This window comes from Stappia indica, from assembly GCF_001696535.1.
Taxonomy (GTDB): Bacteria; Pseudomonadota; Alphaproteobacteria; order Rhizobiales; family Stappiaceae; genus Stappia; species Stappia indica.
Genome location: NZ_MBQE01000004.1, coordinates 611105 through 629996 on the forward strand (window position 1 = coordinate 611105; position 18892 = coordinate 629996).

The 18892-nt window shown below is 68.3% G+C and carries 17 protein-coding genes; 14 read left to right on the forward strand and 3 right to left on the reverse strand.

What is annotated here, in order from left to right; all coding sequences use genetic code 11:
- The first annotated feature begins 68 nt into the window (after nucleotides 1-68).
- From puuE to BBX35_RS17035, 8 genes are all read left to right on the forward strand, one after another.
- A complete protein-coding gene (gene puuE / locus BBX35_RS17000; protein WP_067222405.1) occupies nucleotides 69-980 on the forward strand; it encodes an allantoinase PuuE in 912 nt (303 codons plus the stop codon).
- Nucleotides 958-1923, forward strand: coding sequence for a PaaX family transcriptional regulator (locus tag BBX35_RS17005; RefSeq protein ID WP_171901479.1), 966 nt, complete (start codon nucleotides 958-960; stop codon nucleotides 1921-1923). Before puuE ends, BBX35_RS17005 begins: the two co-directional genes overlap by 23 nt.
- A 164-nt stretch (nucleotides 1924-2087) precedes the next feature.
- Nucleotides 2088-3089 carry a 1,2-phenylacetyl-CoA epoxidase subunit PaaA gene (gene paaA, locus BBX35_RS17010; RefSeq protein WP_067222408.1) on the forward strand — a complete coding sequence of 334 codons (1002 nt, stop codon included), beginning with the start codon at nucleotides 2088-2090 and terminating at the stop codon, nucleotides 3087-3089.
- A 108-nt stretch (nucleotides 3090-3197) separates the two neighbouring features.
- Nucleotides 3198-3485: a 1,2-phenylacetyl-CoA epoxidase subunit PaaB gene (gene paaB, locus BBX35_RS17015; protein WP_067222411.1), complete on the forward strand. Its 288-nt coding sequence runs from the start codon at nucleotides 3198-3200 to the stop codon at nucleotides 3483-3485.
- Between the two features lie 14 nt (nucleotides 3486-3499).
- Nucleotides 3500-4267: a 1,2-phenylacetyl-CoA epoxidase subunit PaaC gene (gene paaC / locus BBX35_RS17020; RefSeq protein WP_067222414.1), complete on the forward strand. Its 768-nt coding sequence runs from the start codon at nucleotides 3500-3502 to the stop codon at nucleotides 4265-4267.
- Nucleotides 4268-4272: 5 nt separating this feature from the next.
- Entirely contained in the window at nucleotides 4273-4785 is a 513-nt protein-coding gene (paaD, locus tag BBX35_RS17025; protein WP_067222761.1) for a 1,2-phenylacetyl-CoA epoxidase subunit PaaD, read from the forward strand.
- Nucleotides 4786-4844: 59 nt separating this feature from the next.
- Complete coding sequence (gene paaE / locus BBX35_RS17030; RefSeq protein WP_067222416.1) at nucleotides 4845-5924, forward strand: 1,2-phenylacetyl-CoA epoxidase subunit PaaE; 1080 nt, start codon at nucleotides 4845-4847, stop codon at nucleotides 5922-5924.
- A gap of 68 nt (nucleotides 5925-5992) precedes the next feature.
- Nucleotides 5993-6538 carry an AAA family ATPase gene (locus BBX35_RS17035; RefSeq protein ID WP_067222418.1) on the forward strand — a complete coding sequence of 182 codons (546 nt, stop codon included), beginning with the start codon at nucleotides 5993-5995 and terminating at the stop codon, nucleotides 6536-6538.
- Between the two features lie 10 nt (nucleotides 6539-6548).
- On the opposite strand, the gene BBX35_RS17040 is transcribed toward BBX35_RS17035, so the two are convergent.
- Nucleotides 6549-7568 carry a zinc-dependent alcohol dehydrogenase gene (locus tag BBX35_RS17040; RefSeq protein ID WP_067222420.1) on the reverse strand — a complete coding sequence of 340 codons (1020 nt, stop codon included), beginning with the start codon at nucleotides 7566-7568 and terminating at the stop codon, nucleotides 6549-6551.
- Between the two features lie 182 nt (nucleotides 7569-7750).
- On the opposite strand from BBX35_RS17040, the gene BBX35_RS17045 reads away from it, so the two are divergent.
- The gene (locus BBX35_RS17045) at nucleotides 7751-9262 is read left to right on the forward strand and encodes a diguanylate cyclase domain-containing protein (RefSeq protein WP_067222422.1); all 1512 of its coding nucleotides are present in this window, start codon (nucleotides 7751-7753) and stop codon (nucleotides 9260-9262) included.
- Nucleotides 9263-9281: 19 nt separating this feature from the next.
- On the opposite strand, the gene BBX35_RS17050 is transcribed toward BBX35_RS17045, so the two are convergent.
- Complete coding sequence (locus BBX35_RS17050) at nucleotides 9282-9674, reverse strand: VOC family protein (RefSeq protein WP_067222424.1); 393 nt, start codon at nucleotides 9672-9674, stop codon at nucleotides 9282-9284.
- Between the two features lie 196 nt (nucleotides 9675-9870).
- Here BBX35_RS17050 and BBX35_RS17055 point away from each other — a divergent pair, with 196 nt between their 5' ends.
- Both BBX35_RS17055 and BBX35_RS17060 read left to right on the forward strand, forming a co-directional pair.
- On the forward strand, nucleotides 9871-10998 hold the full coding sequence (locus BBX35_RS17055; RefSeq protein WP_067222427.1) for a Fic family protein: 1128 nt from the start codon (nucleotides 9871-9873) through the stop codon (nucleotides 10996-10998).
- Between the two features lie 87 nt (nucleotides 10999-11085).
- Complete coding sequence (locus BBX35_RS17060) at nucleotides 11086-11934, forward strand: fumarylacetoacetate hydrolase family protein (protein ID WP_067222429.1); 849 nt, start codon at nucleotides 11086-11088, stop codon at nucleotides 11932-11934.
- A 99-nt stretch (nucleotides 11935-12033) separates the two neighbouring features.
- On the opposite strand, the gene BBX35_RS17065 is transcribed toward BBX35_RS17060, so the two are convergent.
- A complete protein-coding gene (locus BBX35_RS17065; protein ID WP_088946115.1) occupies nucleotides 12034-13470 on the reverse strand; it encodes a DEAD/DEAH box helicase in 1437 nt (478 codons plus the stop codon).
- Nucleotides 13471-14166: 696 nt separating this feature from the next.
- Between BBX35_RS17065 and BBX35_RS17070 the strand changes: the two genes are divergently transcribed.
- From BBX35_RS17070 to iolE, 3 genes are read left to right on the forward strand one after another with little or no spacing between them, the layout of a single operon-like run.
- On the forward strand, nucleotides 14167-16104 hold the full coding sequence (locus BBX35_RS17070; protein WP_067222432.1) for a bifunctional 5-dehydro-2-deoxygluconokinase/5-dehydro-2-deoxyphosphogluconate aldolase: 1938 nt from the start codon (nucleotides 14167-14169) through the stop codon (nucleotides 16102-16104).
- A complete protein-coding gene (gene iolD / locus BBX35_RS17075) occupies nucleotides 16101-17936 on the forward strand; it encodes a 3D-(3,5/4)-trihydroxycyclohexane-1,2-dione acylhydrolase (decyclizing) (protein WP_067222434.1) in 1836 nt (611 codons plus the stop codon). The genes BBX35_RS17070 and iolD overlap by 4 nt, the downstream gene beginning before the upstream one ends.
- 36 nt (nucleotides 17937-17972) lie before the next feature.
- Nucleotides 17973-18872 carry a myo-inosose-2 dehydratase gene (iolE, locus tag BBX35_RS17080; RefSeq protein WP_067222437.1) on the forward strand — a complete coding sequence of 300 codons (900 nt, stop codon included), beginning with the start codon at nucleotides 17973-17975 and terminating at the stop codon, nucleotides 18870-18872.
- The last annotated feature ends 20 nt before the right edge of the window (nucleotides 18873-18892 follow it).

Sequence of the window (18892 nt, forward strand, 5' to 3'; positions counted from 1 at the left end):
TTTTGGGTTTCCTCCGGGCTTGAGCAGCCCGTCTTGGGCCTGGTCCCCTCGTGCAACGGACGGTCCCAATGAGCGACACCTATCCGCGCGATCTCGTCGGTTACGGACGCGAGACGCCCAATCCGCAGTGGCCGAACGACGCAAACGTCGCCGTCCAGTTCGTCATCAACTACGAGGAGGGCGGCGAGAACTGCATCCTCCACGGCGACAGCCATTCCGAGGCCTTCCTCTCGGAGATCGTCGGCGCCGCGCCCTGGCATCGCCAGCGGCACATGAACATGGAATCGATCTACGAATACGGCTCGCGCGCCGGCTTCTGGCGCCTGTGGCGGATGTTCACCGAGCGCTCCATGCCCGTCACCGTCTATGGCGTCGCCACCGCCCTGCAGCGCAATCCGGATGCGGTCGCGGCCATGAACGAGGCCGGCTGGGAGATCGCCTCGCACGGGCTGAAGTGGATCGACTACAAGGACTTCTCGCGCGAGGACGAGCGTCGCCACATGATGGAGGCGATCCGCATCCACGAGGAGGTCACCGGGTCGCGCCCGCTCGGCTGGTACACGGGCCGCTCGTCGGAGTTCACCCGCGACCTGGTGATGGAGGAGGGCGGGTTCCTCTACGATTCCGACAGCTATGCCGACGATCTGCCCTATTGGGTGGAAGGGCCGTCCGGCCCGCATCTCGTCATTCCCTACACGCTCGATGCCAACGACATGCGCTTCGCGACCGCGCAGGGGTTCAACTCGGGCGACCAGTTCTTCACCTACCTGAAGGACACGTTCGACACGCTCTATGCGGAAGGCGAGGCCGGCGCGCCGAAGATGATGAACATCGGCCTGCATTGCCGTCTGGTCGGCCGTCCGGGACGCGCTGCGGCGCTCGCCCGGTTCCTCGACTATGTCGCCTCGCACGAGAAGGTCTGGGTCACCCGGCGTATCGACATCGCCTGGCACTGGCATGCCCACCACGCCGCCGGCTGAGGTCGGCACGGCTCCGGCGGATGTCGAGGCGCTCGCGGCGGCCCTGCTGGATCGGCTGCACGAAACGCAGCCGCTGCGCGTCTGGTCGCTGATCGTCACGATCTTCGGCGATCTCGTCGCCCCGCGCGGCGGCGAGGTATGGGCCGGCACGCTGTCGGATCTGCTCGGCCTGATGCGCATCGATGCGGCGGCCGTGCGCGCGGCGCTCTCGCGGCTTGCCCGCGACGGCTGGGTCGAGCGCGAGCGTCAGGGGCGGCTCAGCTTCTACGCGCTGTCGGCGGCCGGGCGCGCGACCTTCACCCCGGCCTCGCAGCGCATCTATCGCCTTGCGCCGGAAGGGGGCGAGACGCGGCAGGTGGAACTGCGCGTCGTCGTGCTGCCCGAAACGGACGGCCGCAGCGGATTGCGCGAGGCGGCCCGCAAGGCCGGTTACGGCTTGCTGGCTCCGGGCGTGCTGCTCGGCACCCCGGCCAGCCCGCCGCTGGACGGGCCCGACTTTCCGCAAGGGGCGGCGGATGGCGCGGTGACGCTGGCGGCTTCCGTGCTGTCCGGGTCCGACGCGGATCTCGTTGCCCGCGCCTTCGACCTTGCCCCGCTGGCCGGCCGCTACCAGTCCTTCTGCCGCCGCTACGCGCCGCTCGCCGAGGCATTGGAGGCCGGGCAGGGCGGTGCGAAAGAAGGGCACCTGTCGCCGGAGACGGCGATGGTCTGCCGCATCCTGCTCGTTCACGACTATCGCCGGCTGATCCTGCGCGATCCGATGCTGCCGCCTGCGCTGCTGCCCGCCGACTGGCCGGGCCTTGCCGCCAACCGGCTGGCGGCCCGCCTCTACGGCGCGTTGCGGGCGCCGGCCGAGGCCTGGATCGCCGCTCATGCGCGCGGCCGCGACGGCGCGCTGCCGCCGCCGGATGCCTCGGAAATCCGCCGCTTCTCCGCCGGCTGAGCCGGGGATATCAGACAAATCAGCCACTTGCGCGAAGCGGTTCGCCCTGTGCTAACGTGTGACAGAAAATACTTGAAATATAAAAATATCGTCACGTATAATGCATGGCAGATAAGGCGCGCCCCTTGCGCGTCCCGCATGGCAACCGAGGAGGGGTTGATCGCATGTACACCCAGGCCCTGAACGCCCGTGACGCATCGGACGAGCGCAGCGAAGACGCCGCGCTGCTCGCTGCCTTCCAGGCGCGCGTCGACGCCGAAGAGAAGATCGAGCCCAACGACTGGATGCCGGAGGCGTATCGCAAGACCCTCGTGCGCCAGATCTCCCAGCATGCCCATTCCGAGATCGTCGGCATGCTGCCCGAGGGCAACTGGATCAGCCGCGCCCCGACCCTGAAGCGCAAGGCGGCCCTGCTCGCCAAGGTGCAGGACGAGGGCGGTCACGGCCTCTACCTTTATTCCGCCGCCGAGACGCTGGGCGTGTCCCGCGAGGAGCTCACCGAGCAACTTCTGTCCGGCAAGGCGAAATACTCCTCCATCTTCAACTATCCGACCCTGACCTGGGCCGACATCGGCGCCATCGGCTGGCTGGTCGACGGCGCGGCGATCATGAACCAGATCCCGCTCTGCCGCTGCTCCTTCGGTCCCTATTCGCGCGCCATGATCCGCGTGTGCAAGGAAGAGAGCTTCCACCAGCGCCAGGGCTACGAGTTGCTGCTGGAGATGTGCCGCTCGTCGGAAGAGCAGAAGGCAATGGTGCAGGACGCGCTGAACCGCTGGTGGTGGCCGTCGCTGATGATGTTCGGCCCGTCCGACACCGACTCCAAGCACTCCGCCCAGTCGATGGCCTGGAAGATCAAGCGCTTCACCAATGACGAGCTGCGCCAGAAGTTCGTCGACGCGACCGTGCCGCAAGCGCACTATCTCGGCCTGACGCTTCCCGACCCGGACCTGAAGTTCAACGAGGAAACCGGCCACTGGGAATATGGCGAGATCGACTGGGAGGAGTTCTCCCGCGTCGTCGCTGGCAACGGCCCGTGCAACCGCGAGCGCCTGGACGCTCGCCGCAAGGCCTGGGACGAGGGCGCCTGGGTGCGCGAGGCGTCCTTTGCCTATGCAGAGAAGCGCCGCAACCGCCGCGAGGCGGCCCGCATCGCCGCCGAGTGAGCGACACCCCGGCGCGGGGCACGCGCCGGGGGCAAGGCACAACGACGTTCCGATGGAACATGAGGCTTTCGCACCGGCCATGCGCCCGCGAGCCCGAGGGAGAAAACCATGACCGAGAAGAACATGCCGCTCTGGGAAGTCTTCATCCGTTCGCGCACCGGCATGGCGCATCGCCATTGCGGTTCGGTGCATGCGGCCGACGAGGAGATGGCGCTGCAGGCCGCGCGCGACGTCTACACCCGCCGCGGCGAGGGCGTCTCCATCTGGGTTGTGCCGTCCTCGGCGATCGTCGCCTCCGACCCGACCGAGAAGGACGTGATGTTCGAGCCGACCGCCTCGAAGATCTACCGGCATCCGACCTTCTACGAGATCCCCGAAGAAGTCGGCAACATGTGAGCGGGAGCGGCACCATGACCACGACCGACCAGTCCGCCGACCTCTTTGCCTACACCCTGCGTCTTGCCGACGATGCGGCCATTCTCGGCCAGCGCCTCGGCGAGTGGTGCGGCCACGCGCCGACGCTTGAGGAGGATATCGGCCTCGCCAACGTCGCGCTCGACCATATCGGCCAGGCGCGCGCGCTCTACACCTATGCCGGCGAGGTGGAAGGCGAGGGGCGCGACGAGGACCAGCTCTGCTTCCTGCGCCACGAGCGCCAGTTCAACAATTGCCTGCTGGTGGAGCAGCCGAACGGCGACTTCGCCCAGACCATCCTGCGCCAGTTCTTCTTCTCCGCCTTCATGCTGCCGCTGTGGCGCGAGCTGAAGGGCTCGAAGGACGCAACGCTCGCCGCCATCGCCGCCAAGGCGGAGAAGGAAGCGACCTATCACGTGCGCCATTCGGCCGAGTGGACCATTCGCCTCGGCGACGGCACGACCGAGAGCCATGAGCGCGCCCAGGCCGCTGTCGATCAGCTGTGGCCCTACACGGGCGAGCTGTTCGAGATCGACGGCGTCGTCGAGCGGCTGGTCGCCGCCGGCATCGCGGTCGACCCGGCGAGCTTGCGCGACGAGTGGCACGCCACCTTGCGCGAGGTGCTGGACGAGGCGACGCTGCGCCTGCCGCCCGATGGCTGGTTCCAGACCGGCGGCCGGTCGGGCCGTCATTCGGAGAGCTTCGGCCACCTGCTGTCGCAGATGCAGTACATGCAGCGGGCCTGGCCCGGCCACAAGTGGTGACGCAGATGGGCTCGCGCCTGCACGACATCGCGGGGGAGAGCGCCCGCCGGCGTGCCTTCGAGGTCGCCGCGCAGGTGCCGGACCCGGAAGTTCCGGTGCTGACCATCGGCGATCTCGGCGTGCTGCGCGATGTGCGCATCGCCTCCGACGGCACGGTCGAGGTCGACATCACGCCGACCTATACCGGCTGCCCGGCCATGGCCGTCTTCACCATGGACATCGAGATCGCGCTGATGGCGGAGGGTTTCGGCAAGGTGCGGGTCAACACCGTGCTGTCGCCGGCCTGGACCACCGACTGGCTGAGCGAGGAGGCGCGCGAAAAGCTGCGCGCCTACGGCATCGCTCCGCCGGCCGGCAAGGCCTCCCGCCGCGCCCTGTTCGGCGACGACGAGGTCGCCTGTCCGCGCTGCGGCTCGCTCGACACCGAGAAGGTGTCGGAGTTCGGCTCCACTGCCTGCAAGGCGCTGTGGCGCTGCCGCTCCTGCGCCGAGCCGTTCGACTATTTCAAGTGCCACTGAGCTGGCGTCTTGTCCGGCAGGCCAGGGATGCCGCCGGAAGCTTTTGAGGGAGAAACCGCATGTCGCCGAGATTCCATGCGCTGAAGGTCCGCGAAGTGAGGCGCGAGACGCCCGAGGCCGTGTCGATTTCCTTCGACGTGCCGGAGAACCTGCGAGAAGCCTACCGCTTCGCCGCCGGCCAGTATCTCACCCTTCGCACGGTGATCGGCGGCGAGGAAGTGCGCCGGTCCTATTCGATCTGCGCCGGCGAGGATGACGGCGAACTGCGTGTCGCGGTGAAGAAGATCGACGGCGGCGTCTTTTCCGCCTTCGCCAACGAGAACGTGGCGGCCGGCGACGAGATCGACGTGATGACCCCGTCGGGCCGTTTCGTGCTGCCGGCGCATGAGGGCGGCCTGCGCCGTCTCGTGGCGGTGGCCGCCGGCTCCGGCATCACGCCGGTTCTGGCGATGATCCGCACGGTGCTGACCCGCGAGCCCGAGAGCGAGTTCTTCCTGTTCTACGGCAACCGCAGCGCCCAGACGATCATCTTCAAGGAAGAGATCGAGGACCTGAAGGACGTCTTCCCGACCCGCTTCGGCGTCTTCCACGTGCTGTCGCGCGAGACCCAGGACGTGGAGATCCTGTCCGGCCGGCTGGATGCGGAAAAGCTGGAGCGCCTGTTCAGGCATGTGGTGCCGGTGGCGGATGCGGACGGGGTGTTCCTCTGCGGTCCCGGCGAGATGATCGAGACCGCCAGCGAAGTCCTGTCGCGCCTCGGCGTGGCGGGCGATCGCATCCACCGCGAGTTCTTCACGCCGGCCGACGGCTCCGCCCCGCATGCGGCGAAACCCGCGAAGAACATCTCCGAGACCGCCCACGAGGCACGCGCGGAACTGATCATCGACGGAGCCCGTGTCACGGTGCCGGTCGCGGCCGGCGAGACCATCATCGATGCGGCGATGCGCGCGGGCGTCGAGGTTCCCTATTCCTGCAAGGGCGGCATGTGCTGCACCTGCCGCGCCAAGGTCGAGGCCGGCGAGGTCGACATGGCGGTCAATTATTCGCTTGAGCCCTGGGAGATCGAGGCCGGCTTCGTCCTCACCTGCCAGTCGCGTCCGGTCTCCGACACGGTGGTGCTCGACTACGACGCGATGTAGGCTCGAGGGATGCGGGGCAGGGCGTTGATACGCCGTTCCCCGCTTTCCGCCAAAAAGAGAGCCTTCCCATGCATGAGCGTTTCGTGCTCGTCACCGGCTGTTCCGGTGGCGGAAAATCCACATTGATCGAAGAGCTTGCCCGCCGCGGTCACCGAACGGTCGAGGAACCCGGCCGGCGTATCGTCCGCGAGGAACTGGCGGGTGAGGGCAGCGCGCTGCCCTGGGTCGATCTCGCCGCCTTTGCCCGGCGGGCGATCCGCATGGCGGTCGCCGACTGGCACAGTGCGCGTGTCGGGGCGGGGGACGACGGCTGGACCTTCTTCGACCGCGGCGTGATCGATGCCGCCTCCGCCTTCGAGGTCGCGACGGGGCGCAAGGTGCTTGCGCCGCTCGCCCGTCGCTACCGTTACCGGCCGCTGGTCTTTCTCGCCCCGCCCTGGCCGGAGATCCATGCCGGCGATGACGAGCGCCGGCACGGCTTTGCCGCCGCGGTCGAGGAATACGAACGACTTGCGGATATCCTGCCCACGCTCGGCTACGAGACCCGGCTGCTGCCGAAGGTCCCGGTCGCCGAGCGCGCTTCGTTCATGCTCGCCGCGCTGGAGCGCGGCTGAGCCGCTCCCATCAGATCTCCATCACCACGCGCCCGTCGATCTTGCCGGCGCGCATCGTGTCGAAGATCGCGTTGACGTTTTCCAGCCGGTCCACCGAGTAATGCGCGGCGACCTTGCCGTCCGCGGCAAAGGCCAGCGCCTCGGCCAGATCGTTGCGCGTGCCGACGATGGAGCCGCGCACGGTCTTGCGGTTCAGCACGGTGTCGAAGATCGGCAGTGGAAAGTCGCCGGGCGGCAGGCCGACCAGGCTCATCGTGCCGCCGCGCGCCAGCATGCCGAACCCCTGGCTGAACGACTTGGGCGAGACCGCCGTCACCAGCACGCCTTCCGCGCCGCCGCCCTTCTGCACCTCGGCGGCAACGTCGCCGGTCCGCGCATCGAGGGTCATGTCGGCGCCGAGCGCCCGGGCCAGCGCCAGCTTTTCCTCGGAGATGTCAACGGCGATGACATGCATCCCCATCGCCTTGGCATATTGCACGGCCATGTGGCCGAGCCCGCCGATGCCGATGATGACGACGGTCTGGCCGGGCTTCGCCTCGGTCTCCTTCAGCCCCTTGTAGACCGTGACGCCGGCGCACAGCACAGGCGCTGCGGGCGCGAAGGCCAGCCCGTCCGGCAGGTGGCCGACATAGTCCGGATCTGCGAGCACATAGTCGGCAAAGCCGCCATTGACGCTGTAGCCGGTGTTCTGCTGGTCGTGGCACAGGGTTTCCCAGCCGCCGACGCAATGCCGGCAATGGCCGCAGGCCGTGTGCAGCCACGGCACGCCCACCCGGTCGCCTTCCTTCACGCTGGTGACCCCGGCGCCGACCGCGGCGACGGTGCCGACGCCTTCATGGCCGGGAATGAAGGGCGGCTGCGGCTTGACCGGCCAGTCGCCCTCGGCCGCATGCAGGTCGGTATGGCAGACGCCGCTGGCGGCGATCTTCACCAGGATCTTGCCGGGCGCCACCTCGGGCCGCACCACTTCGCAGATGTCGAGCGGTGCGCCGAAGGCACGCACCACGGCGGCTTTCATCGTCTTTCCCATCGGTCTCCCCGTTGCCGTGTTCCTGTCCAGCCCGGTCGCAGTGTGGGGCGGCAGGCACCGGCCCGCCTTGCGCGAGATCAAGTCGCAGGCGCTACCGGCGGTTTTGCGCCGCCGGTTCGTTAACGGCATGGGAACCACATCGGTTAGGCGAAGATTCAAGTCTTCGTGGCAGCTTGGCGCCCATGCAGCAGACCGCAACAGGATCGACGGAGCACTGGCTGGACGGACGCAAGCGCAACCTGGCGCTGGTGATCTATCTGGTGTGCGTCGCCGTCGTCATCGCCTTCGCGCTTTCCAACACCCACATGCTCGGCAGTGCCGGCGGCATCGCCGACGAGGTTCGCGCGCAGGACGAGCGCCATCTGGTGCGCAACGAGTTCGACCGGCAGGTGGAGATCCTGGCCGACGACCAGTCGCGCGTGTCCCATTGGGACGAGGCGGTGAGGGCGCTGGTCGCCCGTATCGACTGGACCTTCGTCCAGGACGAGATCGCCAACTGGCACTGGGAGGATTTCGGCATCCAGGCGACCGTCATGGTCGGCCCCGACGACGCGCCGAGGCTGCTGGTCTTCGAGGACGACATCCGCTCGGAAGCCGAGGCCAAGGCCTATGTCGACCTGGCATCCGATCTGGTTCAGCAGGCGCGCGAGGCCTATGCGTCGGCCCGCGAGCGCGAAGGCGCCGGCTTTCGCGTGACGCGGCATCCGGTGCGGTCCCGGGACCCGCTCTACGTGTCGGACGTGCGCGAGATGGACGGCGAGGTCAACATGATCGTCGCCCAGGTGATCGTGCCCGACGACGATGCGCGCTTGCCCGACGGCCCGCCCAACGTTCTCCTGACCTTCAAGCCGCTGCTGCCCTCGACGATGAGCGAGATCGGCCGCAAGCTGGGCCTGCGCGATTTCGCCATCCATCCCGCTAATGCGGTGCCGCCCGACAGCGACGTCCTCCCGCTGGGGCGGGGCGCCCCGCGCTTCGTCGCGACCTGGGTCCGCAGCCATCCCTCGACCGTGATCTGGCGCGAGGCGCTGCCGCTGCTGGTCGGTGTTCTGGTGCTGGCCGCCATCGCGCTCGGCTTCGTTGCCCTGCGCTTCGTGCGCAGCCTCCGCCGCCTGCAGAAGAGCGAGGAGCGCAACCGTTTCCTCGCCAATCACGACGCCCTGACAGGCCTGCCTAACCGGGTGCAGTTCGAGCAGGAGATGGAACGCGTGCTCCAGCGCAGCGAGCAGGACCGCTGCGCGGTGCTGTGCATCGATCTCGACCGCTTCAAGCAGGTCAACGACACCTGGGGGCACCCGATCGGCGATCTGGTGATCCGCACGGTGGCCGCCCGTATCCTGGAGGCCGTCGGCGACCGGGGCATGTCCGCGCGTGTCGGCGGCGACGAGTTCATCGTGCTGCTGCGCGACGGGCTCGACCGGGCCTCGGTGCTCGCCCTGTGCGATGCGATCGTTGCCGGCATCTGTTCGCAGATCGTGTTCGAGGGCGGCAGCACATCCGTCGGCGCCAGCATCGGCGTCGCCTGGTGGCCGGACGATGCGCTGACCGCCAAGTCGGTGATCCGCAGCGCCGACGAGGCGCTCTACCGCGCCAAGCAGGACGGCCGCGGCCGCACCTTCCTGGCCGCCGGCTCTGCCCATCCGCCCGAGCCGCCCCTGCCGGACAGGGGGGCGGATCGGTCGCCCGCCATCTGAGGCGGGCGCGCTTTCGGCCTTACATCGGCAACGACAACTGCCAGGACAGCCCGAACCGGTCGACCAGCCAGCCGAAGCGCGGGCTGAAGCCGTAATCGTCCAGCGGCATGAGGACGTTGCCGCCCTCCGACAGGCGGGCAAAGGCTGTGTCCAGCGCCTGCGCATCGTCCATCTCGACGAACAGCGACATGGACGGCGTGAAGTCGAAGGCATGCGGCATCGGGCTGTCGATGACGATCAGACTCTGGCCGGCGAAGGAAACCTTCGCCATGCGCACCGTCCCGGGCGCGGCCGTGTCGTCGCCGTTCAGCTCCAGCAGATCGACGGAGAAATCGGGAAACACCGCCTGATAGGTCTCCAGCGCCGCGCGCGCCTTGCCCTGGAACATCAGGTGGGTGAATGCTCTGGTCATGGCCGGGCCTTGTCGTTCGAGTGTCTTCAGGCTTCAAGGCACCACAATGCAATCCGCAGCGACTGCTCGCAAGGGTAGTGCACGGGCCCATCTATGGTTCGTGCGGCGAATGGGTGGCGCAATCGCCGCATGATGTGCGGCGATTGATTGCGAATGCGGCGAATAGGGCTTATATTCCCCGCAAAGGATGCGGAGAATGGCGACCTATATCCACCAACTCGACGACTGGCCGGCGTTTCGCTGGGACCATGCGGCGGTTTCCGGCCCGCTGGCGGCGGTGCGCCACCGGCAGGGGCGGCTGACCGGGCGCATGGACGCGCTCGGCTTCGAGCTGCGCTCCGAAGCGGTTCTGGAGACGCTGACGGCGGATGTCGTCAAGTCGAGCGAGATCGAGGGCGAGATCCTGGAGCGCAGCCAGGTTCGCTCCTCCATCGCCCGCCGGCTCGGCATGGATATCGGCGGCCTGCCGCCGGTCGACCGCAATGTCGAGGGTGTCGTCGAGATGACGCTGGATGCGGTCGGGGCGTTCGACAGGCCGCTGACCAGCGAGCGCCTGTTCGGCTGGCACGCGGCGCTGTTTCCCACCGGGCGCAGCGGCATGCTCCGCATCGCCGTCGGTCGCTGGCGCGATGAAGAGGCAGGGCCCATGCAGGTCGTCTCGGGGCCGTTCGGCCGCGAGAAGGTCCACTTCGAGGCTCCGCCCGCGTCCCGTGTTGCCGGCGAGATGGCCGCGTTCCTGGAGTGGTTCGACAGCCCGGACACACTCGACCCGGTTCTGCGGGCCGCGATCGCGCATCTGTGGTTCGTCACCATTCACCCCTTCGAGGACGGCAACGGCCGTATCGCCCGTGCCATCGGCGACATGGCGCTCGCCCGTTCCGAGGGCAGCGACCAGCGCTTCTACAGCCTCTCTTCGCAAATCCGGCAGGACCGCAAGGGCTATTACGAGATCCTCGAGCGCACGCAGAAGGGCGATCTCGACATCACGCCCTGGCTGTTGTGGTTTCTCGCTTGCCTCGACCGCGCTCTCGACGATTCCGCCGGCATTCTCGAGGACGTGCTGCGCAAGGCGGCCTTCTGGCAGGCGCTTGCCGGCGAGCCGCTCGGCGAACGCCAGCGCAAGGTGCTGAACCGCCTGCTCGACGGCTTCGACGGCAAGCTCACCTCGTCGAAATGGGCGAAGCTGACCAAAACCTCGCCCGATACGGCGCTGCGCGATATCAACGATCTCGTTGCCCGCGGGATTCTCGTGCGCGATCCCGGCGGCGGGCGTTCGACCAGCTATTCGCTGGCCCCGCCGGAGGCCTTGCCCGGGCGCGCGTGATCGCGCCGGTGCGGCGATTGCCGTTTTTCCTCAACCGCCTATGATCGCGCGACGCCGTTTGTACGGTCGCTTGTGAGGAGACCTTCCATGAAACTCGTCCGCCACGGACCCGCCGGCACTGAGCGCCCCGGCCTTGTCGATGCGCAAGGGCGCATCCGCGATCTGTCCGCCCATGTCGACGATATCGCCGGCAAGACCCTTTCCGACGAGGGGCTGGCCCGCATTGCCGCGCTCGACCCGGCCTCGCTGCCGCTGGTGGACGAGGGGACGCGCATCGGACCTTGCGTCGGCGGGGTCGGCAAGTTCGTCTGCATCGGCCTCAACTATTCCGACCATGCGGCCGAATCCGGTCTCGACGTGCCGCCCGAGCCCATCGTCTTCATGAAGGCGACCTCGGCGATCTGCGGCCCCGACGACGGCATCGAGCTGCCGCGCGGCTCGGTCGCAACCGATTGGGAAGTGGAACTCGCCGTCGTCATCGGCCGTCACGCCAAATACGTGTCGGAGGCCGACGCGCTGTCCCATGTCGCGGGTTACTGCGTTGCCAACGACGTGTCCGAGCGCGACTTCCAGACCAAGCGCGCCGGCCAGTGGACCAAGGGCAAGTCGGCCGACACGTTCGGTCCCCTCGGTCCTTGGCTCGTCACCCGCGAGGAGGTGAGCGACCCGCAGGCGCTCGACCTGTGGCTCGACCGCAACGGCAAGCGGATGCAGACCGGTTCCACCGCGACCATGATCTTCGGCGTCGCCAAGGTGATCTCCTACCTGTCGCAGATGATGAGCCTGCACCCGGGCGACGTGATCTCCACCGGCACGCCGCCGGGCGTCGGCATGGGCATCAAGCCGGCTCCGGTCTACCTGAAGCCAGGCGACCGGCTGGCGCTCGGCATCGAGGGCCTGGGCACCCAGACCCAGCTGGTACGCGCCGCCGATTGACGCGGGCAGGGGCGAGGAGCCCGGCCTTGAAACGAAAAACGCCGGCGCGGAGGGATCCGCGCCGGCGTTCGTGTTCAAGCGTGTTTCGGCCTTGCCGCGTTACGCGGGCTGGAACGAGCGGACACGGCCGCGCTCGCCGCTGTGATCGCGCGGCTTGGCGCCCTGCGGGCGGCTGTTGCGCTGCTGCTGGCCGCCACGGAAGCCGTCGGTGCGGCCCTCGTGCTGGCCATGACCCGCAGGCTTGTCCTTGCGTGCACCGCCATTGGCGTTGGAATTGCCGCGGAAGCCGCGGGCCTCGCCGCGACCTTCGTCGCGTGCGCCGCCTTCGCCGCGCGGGCGGAAGGGCTTGCGCTGCTGCTGTTGCTGCTGGCCGCGGCCACCGCCGCCGCGCGACTGCTTGCGCGGGGCCGGGCCGTCGTCCTCGCGCTCGACCAGCACCTTGCCGATCAGCTTCTCGATGTCGCGCAGGAACGGACGCTCCTCGCGGTCGCAGAAGGAGACGGCGATGCCGCTCTTGCCGGCGCGCGCGGTGCGGCCGATGCGGTGCACATAGGCCTCCGGCACATTCGGCAGCTCGTAGTTGACGACGTGGGACACGCCGTCGACGTCGATGCCGCGCGCGGCGATGTCGGTCGCCACCAGCACCGGGGTGCGGCCCGAGCGGAAGTTGTCGAGCGCCTTCTGCCGCTGGCTCTGGCTCTTGTTGCCATGGATCGCGGCGGCATGGATGCCGGCCTGGTCGAGCTGGCGCGCGACCTTGTCGGCACCGTGCTTGGTGCGGGTGAAGACGATCGCGCGGTCCATGTCATCGCTGCGCAGCACGTCGACCAGCGCCTGGCGCTTGGCGTCGCGCTCGATCAGCAGAACCTTCTGCTCGATCCGGTCGATCGGCTTGGAGGCCGGTGCGACCGCGATTTCCTGCGGGTTGTTCAGGAAGTCCTCGGCCAGCGCGCGGATCGGCTTCGGCATGGTTGCCGACAGCAGCACCGTCTGGCGGTCGCGCGGCAGGCTCGCCAGGATCTGGCGGATCGCCGGCAGGAAGCCGAGGTCGAGCATGTGGTCGGCCTCGTCCAGAACCACGGTCGTGGTCTGGTCGAGACGGATGGCACCGCCCTGCATGTGGTCGATCAGGCGGCCCGGCGTTGCGACGAGAATGTCGACACCGCGCGCCATGTTGCGCACCTGCGGGAACGGACGGACGCCGCCGACCACGACGGTGGCCGAATGGCGCACCTTCTGGCCGTAGGCGCGGATGCTGTCGGCGATCTGGGCGGCGAGCTCGCGCGTCGGGGCGAGGATCAGCGCGCCGCAGGTCTTCGGCTCGGGACGGGTGTTCTGCGCAACGATGCGGTTGAGCAGCGGCAGAACGAAGGAAGCGGTCTTGCCGGTGCCGGTCTGGGCGAGGCCCAGCACGTCGGCGCCCGACATGATCGCGGGAATGCCCTGCGCCTGAATCGGCGTCGGGGAAGTGTACCCCTCGGCCGCAAGGGCCTTGAGGATCGGCTCGGCGAGGCCGAGGTCGTTGAACGTGGTCAAGCGGACTCCTTGCTCGCGCCGGCACGCCATCATGGGCGAGCGGTCGCGGTCCGTGTCGTCGTGAAGGGAGCTTGCGCAGATCAGCTGCCTTGGGGCGCGCCGGCACCGGAAACGGATCGTGTTTCGTCCGTCGCTCGGGTGGCAGCGCTTCGTATCGGCAACGATCGGGAGGAAGGTTGCGTCTGGGCGCCGGTCACGAAAGGCTCGTGTCTCCACGCGGACGCCGTTGCGCCGCATAGATCACGTTTGATGTTGCAATGCAATGAAAATCGCTTTTGGAGCTCTGTTCGAGAATTTGGAACAAAAATTCCATATGCAGTTTTTGCACGGCTGTGCAAGGTGCTCCGGCCGTATCGCTTCCAGGCCGGACGGGGCAGGGCGGAGCGTATTCGGGCCCGCACAGGCAGTGTCGCGCAGCTGCGCAAGGCGGCGCGGCGCATGCTCCGCGTTCCGTGTCCGACACCGGAGGATTGGCTCCAGCTTGATTCTCTATGGAGTTGATAACAGGCGAAAACCTGCCGATCCGCAGGGCGTTGCCGTGCGGTTGTCGGTACGCTTGCCTCAGCGAACCCCGGCCCGGTTATCCACCACGGCCGGGCGATAAAGCGGTTGCAGCCGGCCATAATGGAATTTATGTTCCGTTTTGAGGGGCGGGAGGGCTCCTGTGCGGTTCCGGCAGGGCGGGGAGAGGTTGTCATGAGTTCGCAGCAAGGCCGGGATGCGCGGCCGCTCGATGTCATCACCATCGGCCGCGCCTCGGTCGATCTCTACGGTTCCCAGGTCGGCGGTCGGCTGGAGGACATGCGCGGCTTCGCCAAGTATATCGGCGGCTCGCCCACCAACATGGCGGCCGGCACCGCGCGGCTCGGCCTGCGTTCCGCGCTCATCACCCGCGTCGGCGACGAGCACATGGGCCGCTTCATCCGTGAGGAACTGGTGCGCGAGGGGGTCGACGTGCGCGGCGTCAGGACCGATCCGGAGCGGCTGACCGCGCTGGTGCTCCTCGGCATTCGCGACCGCGAGCAGTTTCCGCTGATCTTCTACCGCGAGAATTGTGCGGACATGGCGCTGGACGCGGGAGACATCGACCCGGACTTCATCGCCGAGGCCGGCTGCGTCACCGTCACCGGCACCCACCTGTCGAACCCGCGCACCGAGGCAGCCGTGCTGAAGGCCCTGCGCCTTGCCCGCGAAAACGGCGCCCGCACCGCGCTCGACATCGACTACCGGCCCAACCTCTGGGGGCTTGCCGGGCACGATGCCGGCGAAAGCCGCTTCATCGAATCCCGCGCGGTGACCGCCAAGCTGCAGTCGCATCTCCACCTCTTCGACCTGATCGTCGGCACGGAGGAGGAGTTCCACATCGCCGGCGGCAGCACCGATACGCTGGCCGCCCTGCGCGCCGTGCGGGCGGTCTCCGCCGCAACGCTCGTGTGCAAGCGCGGGCCGATGGGCGCGGTCGCCTTCGAGGCCAAGATCCCCGCCGATCTCGATGAGGGCATCTCCGGCCCGGGCTTTCCCATCGAGGTGTTCAACGTGCTGGGCGCGGGCGACGGCTTCATGTCCGGCCTCTTGCGCGGCTGGCTGCGCGACGAGGGCTGGGAGCGTGCGCTGACCTATGCCAATGCCTGCGGCGCTCTGGCCGTTTCGCGGCACGGCTGCACCCCGTCCTATCCGAGCTGGGAGGAGCTGTGCTTCTTCCTGGAGCGCGGCGTGCGCGTGCCGGCGCTGCGCAAGGACGCGGAGCTGGAGCAGATCCACTGGGCGACGACCCGCAAGGGCGATTGGCCGGTGATGCGGGTCTTCGCCTTCGACCACCGTAAGCAGCTGGAGGATCTGGCCGCCGAGCTCGGCGCCGACACCTCCCGCATTCCTGCCTTCAAGAAGCTCTGCCTTGCCGCCGCCCGCCGGGTGCAGGAGGGGCGGCCCGGCTACGGCATCCTCAGCGACGGCAGGTTCGGCGAGGAGGCGCTGTTCGCCGCCGCCGGCACTGGCCTTTGGATCGGCCGCCCGGTGGAGCTTCCGGGCTCCCGGCCGCTGGAGCTGGAAATCGGCCCGGACTTCGGTTCGGGCCTTGCCGAATGGCCGGCCGACCACGTGGTCAAGGTCCTGTGTTTCTGCCATCCGGACGACGACGAGGCGATGCGTGCGGCGCAGGAGGCGACGGTGCTGCGGCTGGCGCGCGCCGCGCGCGCCAACGGGCTCGAGCTGCTGCTGGAGGTCATCCCGTCCAAGGTCGGGCCGGTCGGCGACGACACCACGGCGACGCTGATCCGCCGCTTCTACGAGATCGGCGTCTATCCCGACTGGTGGAAGCTGGAGCCCTCCGTCTCCGCCGCCGCCTGGGCGCAGACCTGCGCCGCGATATCCGAGAACGATCCGCATGTTCGTGGCATCGTCGTGCTCGGGCTCGACGCGCCGATGGAGGATCTGGAGGCCAGTTTCACGGAGGCGGCCCGCTTCCCGCTGGTCAAGGGCTTCGCCGTCGGGCGCACCATCTTCTTCGAGGCGGCGCGGGGCTGGCTCGATGGCACGCTTGACGACGAGGGCGCAATCGCGCTCATGGCGTCGAAATACGAAACGCTTTGCGCGGCCTGGGACCGGGCGAGGGCGGCAGACGGGAGAGCGGCATGACGACGACCATCCGGCTGACGGCGGCACAGGCCGTCACGCGCTATCTCTGCCAGCAGATGAACGAGGACGGCGTTCCCTTCATCTCCGGCGTCTGGGCGATCTTCGGCCACGGCAATGTCGCAGGCCTCGGCGAGGCGCTCTACGGCGTGCGCGACGAGCTGCCGACCTGGCGCGGCCACAACGAGCAAGGCATGGCCCATGCCGCCGTCGCCTATGCCAAGCAGCTCGGCCGCCGCCGTGCGATGGCCGTCACCACCTCCATCGGCCCCGGCGCCACCAACATGCTGACCGCCGCGGCCATGGCCCATGTCAACCGCCTGCCGGTGCTGCTGCTGCCCGGCGACGTCTTCGCGGGGCGCGCGCCCGATCCGGTGCTGCAGCAGCTGGAGGACTTCGGCGACGGCACGGTCAGCGTCAACGACTGCTTCCGTCCGGTCTCGCGCTATTTCGACCGCATCACCCGGCCCGAGCAGCTCTTGACCGCGCTGCCGCGCGCCTTCCGCGTGATGACCGACCCGGCCGAATGCGGCCCGGTCACGCTCGCGTTCTGCCAGGACGTGCAGACCGAGGCCTTCGACTGGCCGGAGAGCTTCTTCGAGCCGAAGGTCTGGCGCATGCGCCGGCCCCAGCCGGATCCGGCCGAGCTGGAGGAGGTCGCGCGCCTGCTCGCCTCGGCCGAGCGGCCGGTCATCGTTGCCGGCGGCGGCGTGCATTATTCCTTTGCGCATCATGCACTTGCGCGTTTCGCCGAAGCGCACGGCATTCCGGTCGTCGAGACCCAGGCCGGCAAGTCGGCGCTCGCCTGGGACCATCCGCTGAACCTCGGGTCGGTCGGCGTCACCGGCTCCTCGGCCGCCAATGCGGTCGCCGCCGAGGCCGACGTGGTCATCGGTGTCGGCACGCGTTTCCAGGACTTCACCACCGGCTCCTGGTCGCTGTTCGCGCGGCCGGGCCGCAAGCTCGTCAGCCTCAACGTGACGCCCTACGATGCGGCCAAGCACGGCGCCGTGCCGCTCTGCGCCGATGCGCGCGACGGGCTGGAGGCTTTGGGCCGGGCGCTCGGCGATACGCGGTTCACGCCGCCGGCGGATGATCTCAAGCGCGAGTGGATCGCCGCCGTGGACGCGGCGACAGCCCCGCCGCCCGATGGCAACGCGCTGCCGAGCGATGCCCAGGTGATCGGCGCCGTCCAGCGCAATGTCGATGAAAACGCTGTGGTTTTCTGCGCGGCCGGTGGCCTGCCGGGCGAGCTGCACAAGCTCTGGAAGGCCGCCCGGCCGATGGGCTACCACATGGAATACGGCTTCTCCTGCATGGGCTACGAGATCGCAGGCGGGCTCGGCGCCAAGATGGCGCAGCCCGAGCGCGAGGTCGTCGTCATGGTCGGCGACGGCTCCTACATGATGATGAATTCCGAGCTCGCGACCTCCGTGATGCTGGGCTGCAAGCTCATCGTCGTGCTGCTCGACAATCGCGGGTTCGGCTGCATCAACCGCCTGCAGCGGGCGACTGGCGGCGAGAGCTTCAACAACCTGCTCGACACGGCCCGTCATGTGGTGCCGAGCGACATCGACTTCGCCGCGCACGCCGCCTCGATGGGCGCGATCTCCGAGAAGGTCGACGACATCGCGGGGCTCGAGGCCGCGCTGGTGAGGGCGAGGGCGTCGGAGCGCAGCCACGTCATCGTCATCGACACCGATCCGCTGGCGACGACCGAGGCCGGCGGCCACTGGTGGGACGTTGCGGTGCCGGAGGTCTCGACCCGCGAGGCGGTCCGCTCGGCTCGCGCATCTTACGAGAATGCCCTGAAGAAACAGAACCTTGTCGACTAGTCTTCACCCCGCTTCGACTCTTTGAAGGCGCAACAGATGATCCTCTACGGCACCAACCCGATTGCCTGGTCCAACGACGACGACCAGAGCCTCGGCGCCCATATTTCGCTCCAGACCTGCCTGTCGCAGGCTGCCGAGATCGGCTTCGACGGCATCGAGAACGGCCACAAGTTTCCGACCGATCCGGCGGAACTCGCCGCAACGCTGGCGCCGCACAGGTTGAAATTCGTCTCGGCCTGGTACTCGCTGCATCTGTTGACGCGCTCGGCCGACACCGAGATCGAGGCGATCGGCGAGCATCTGGCGCGGCTGAAGGCGATGGGCTCGCCGGTGCTGATCGCCTGCGAGACCTCCAACGCTATCCACGGTAACGACGGGGTTGCGGTCAACGACAGGCCGCGTCTCGACCGGGACCGGTTCGCCGCCTTTTGTGCCGATCTGGAGAAGGTCGCGGCTCATTGCGCGGCCGAGGGCGTGCCGCTCGTCTACCACCATCACATGGGCACCATCGTTGAAAGCGAAGAGGAAATCGACGCGCTGATGGAGCTGACCGGTCCGGCGACGCGGTTGCTGCTCGACACGGGCCACGCCTATTTCGGCGGCGGCGATCCGGCGCGGCTCGCCGAAAAGCACATGGGCCGCGTTTCACATATCCACGCCAAGAACGTGCGTCCGGATGTGATGGCTGAGGTTCGCGGGGAGGGGCTGAGCTTCCTGGAAGGCGTCCGTCGGGGCGTCTTCACCGTGCCGGGCGATCCCGAAGGCGGGGTCGATTTCGCGCCAGTGCTGAAGACCGCCGCAAAGCACGACTATTCGGGTTGGCTGGTCATCGAGGCGGAGCAGGACCCGGAGGTCCGCGACCCGGTGACCTACCAGTCGATGGGCCTCAAGGCGCTGAAAGCGCTGGCGCGCGAGACCGGCCTCGACCGGGGATAAGGTGGGCCGCAAGGCCTCGA

Excerpts from the sequence above, each read along its gene's own strand:
- puuE (WP_067222405.1), top strand. The coding sequence starts at position 69 with ATGAGCGACACCTATCCGCGCGATCTCGTCGGTTACGGACGCGAGACG.
- BBX35_RS17005 (WP_171901479.1), top strand. The coding sequence starts at position 958 with ATGCCCACCACGCCGCCGGCTGAGGTCGGCACGGCTCCGGCGGATGTC.
- paaA (WP_067222408.1), top strand. The coding sequence starts at position 2,088 with ATGTACACCCAGGCCCTGAACGCCCGTGACGCATCGGACGAGCGCAGC.
- paaB (WP_067222411.1), top strand. The coding sequence starts at position 3,198 with ATGACCGAGAAGAACATGCCGCTCTGGGAAGTCTTCATCCGTTCGCGC.
- paaC (WP_067222414.1), top strand. The coding sequence starts at position 3,500 with ATGACCACGACCGACCAGTCCGCCGACCTCTTTGCCTACACCCTGCGT.
- paaD (WP_067222761.1), top strand. The coding sequence starts at position 4,273 with ATGGGCTCGCGCCTGCACGACATCGCGGGGGAGAGCGCCCGCCGGCGT.
- paaE (WP_067222416.1), top strand. The coding sequence starts at position 4,845 with ATGTCGCCGAGATTCCATGCGCTGAAGGTCCGCGAAGTGAGGCGCGAG.
- BBX35_RS17035 (WP_067222418.1), top strand. The coding sequence starts at position 5,993 with ATGCATGAGCGTTTCGTGCTCGTCACCGGCTGTTCCGGTGGCGGAAAA.
- BBX35_RS17040 (WP_067222420.1), bottom strand. The coding sequence starts at position 7,568 with ATGGGAAAGACGATGAAAGCCGCCGTGGTGCGTGCCTTCGGCGCACCG.
- BBX35_RS17045 (WP_067222422.1), top strand. The coding sequence starts at position 7,751 with ATGCAGCAGACCGCAACAGGATCGACGGAGCACTGGCTGGACGGACGC.
- BBX35_RS17050 (WP_067222424.1), bottom strand. The coding sequence starts at position 9,674 with ATGACCAGAGCATTCACCCACCTGATGTTCCAGGGCAAGGCGCGCGCG.
- BBX35_RS17055 (WP_067222427.1), top strand. The coding sequence starts at position 9,871 with ATGGCGACCTATATCCACCAACTCGACGACTGGCCGGCGTTTCGCTGG.
- BBX35_RS17060 (WP_067222429.1), top strand. The coding sequence starts at position 11,086 with ATGAAACTCGTCCGCCACGGACCCGCCGGCACTGAGCGCCCCGGCCTT.
- BBX35_RS17070 (WP_067222432.1), top strand. The coding sequence starts at position 14,167 with ATGAGTTCGCAGCAAGGCCGGGATGCGCGGCCGCTCGATGTCATCACC.
- iolD (WP_067222434.1), top strand. The coding sequence starts at position 16,101 with ATGACGACGACCATCCGGCTGACGGCGGCACAGGCCGTCACGCGCTAT.
- iolE (WP_067222437.1), top strand. The coding sequence starts at position 17,973 with ATGATCCTCTACGGCACCAACCCGATTGCCTGGTCCAACGACGACGAC.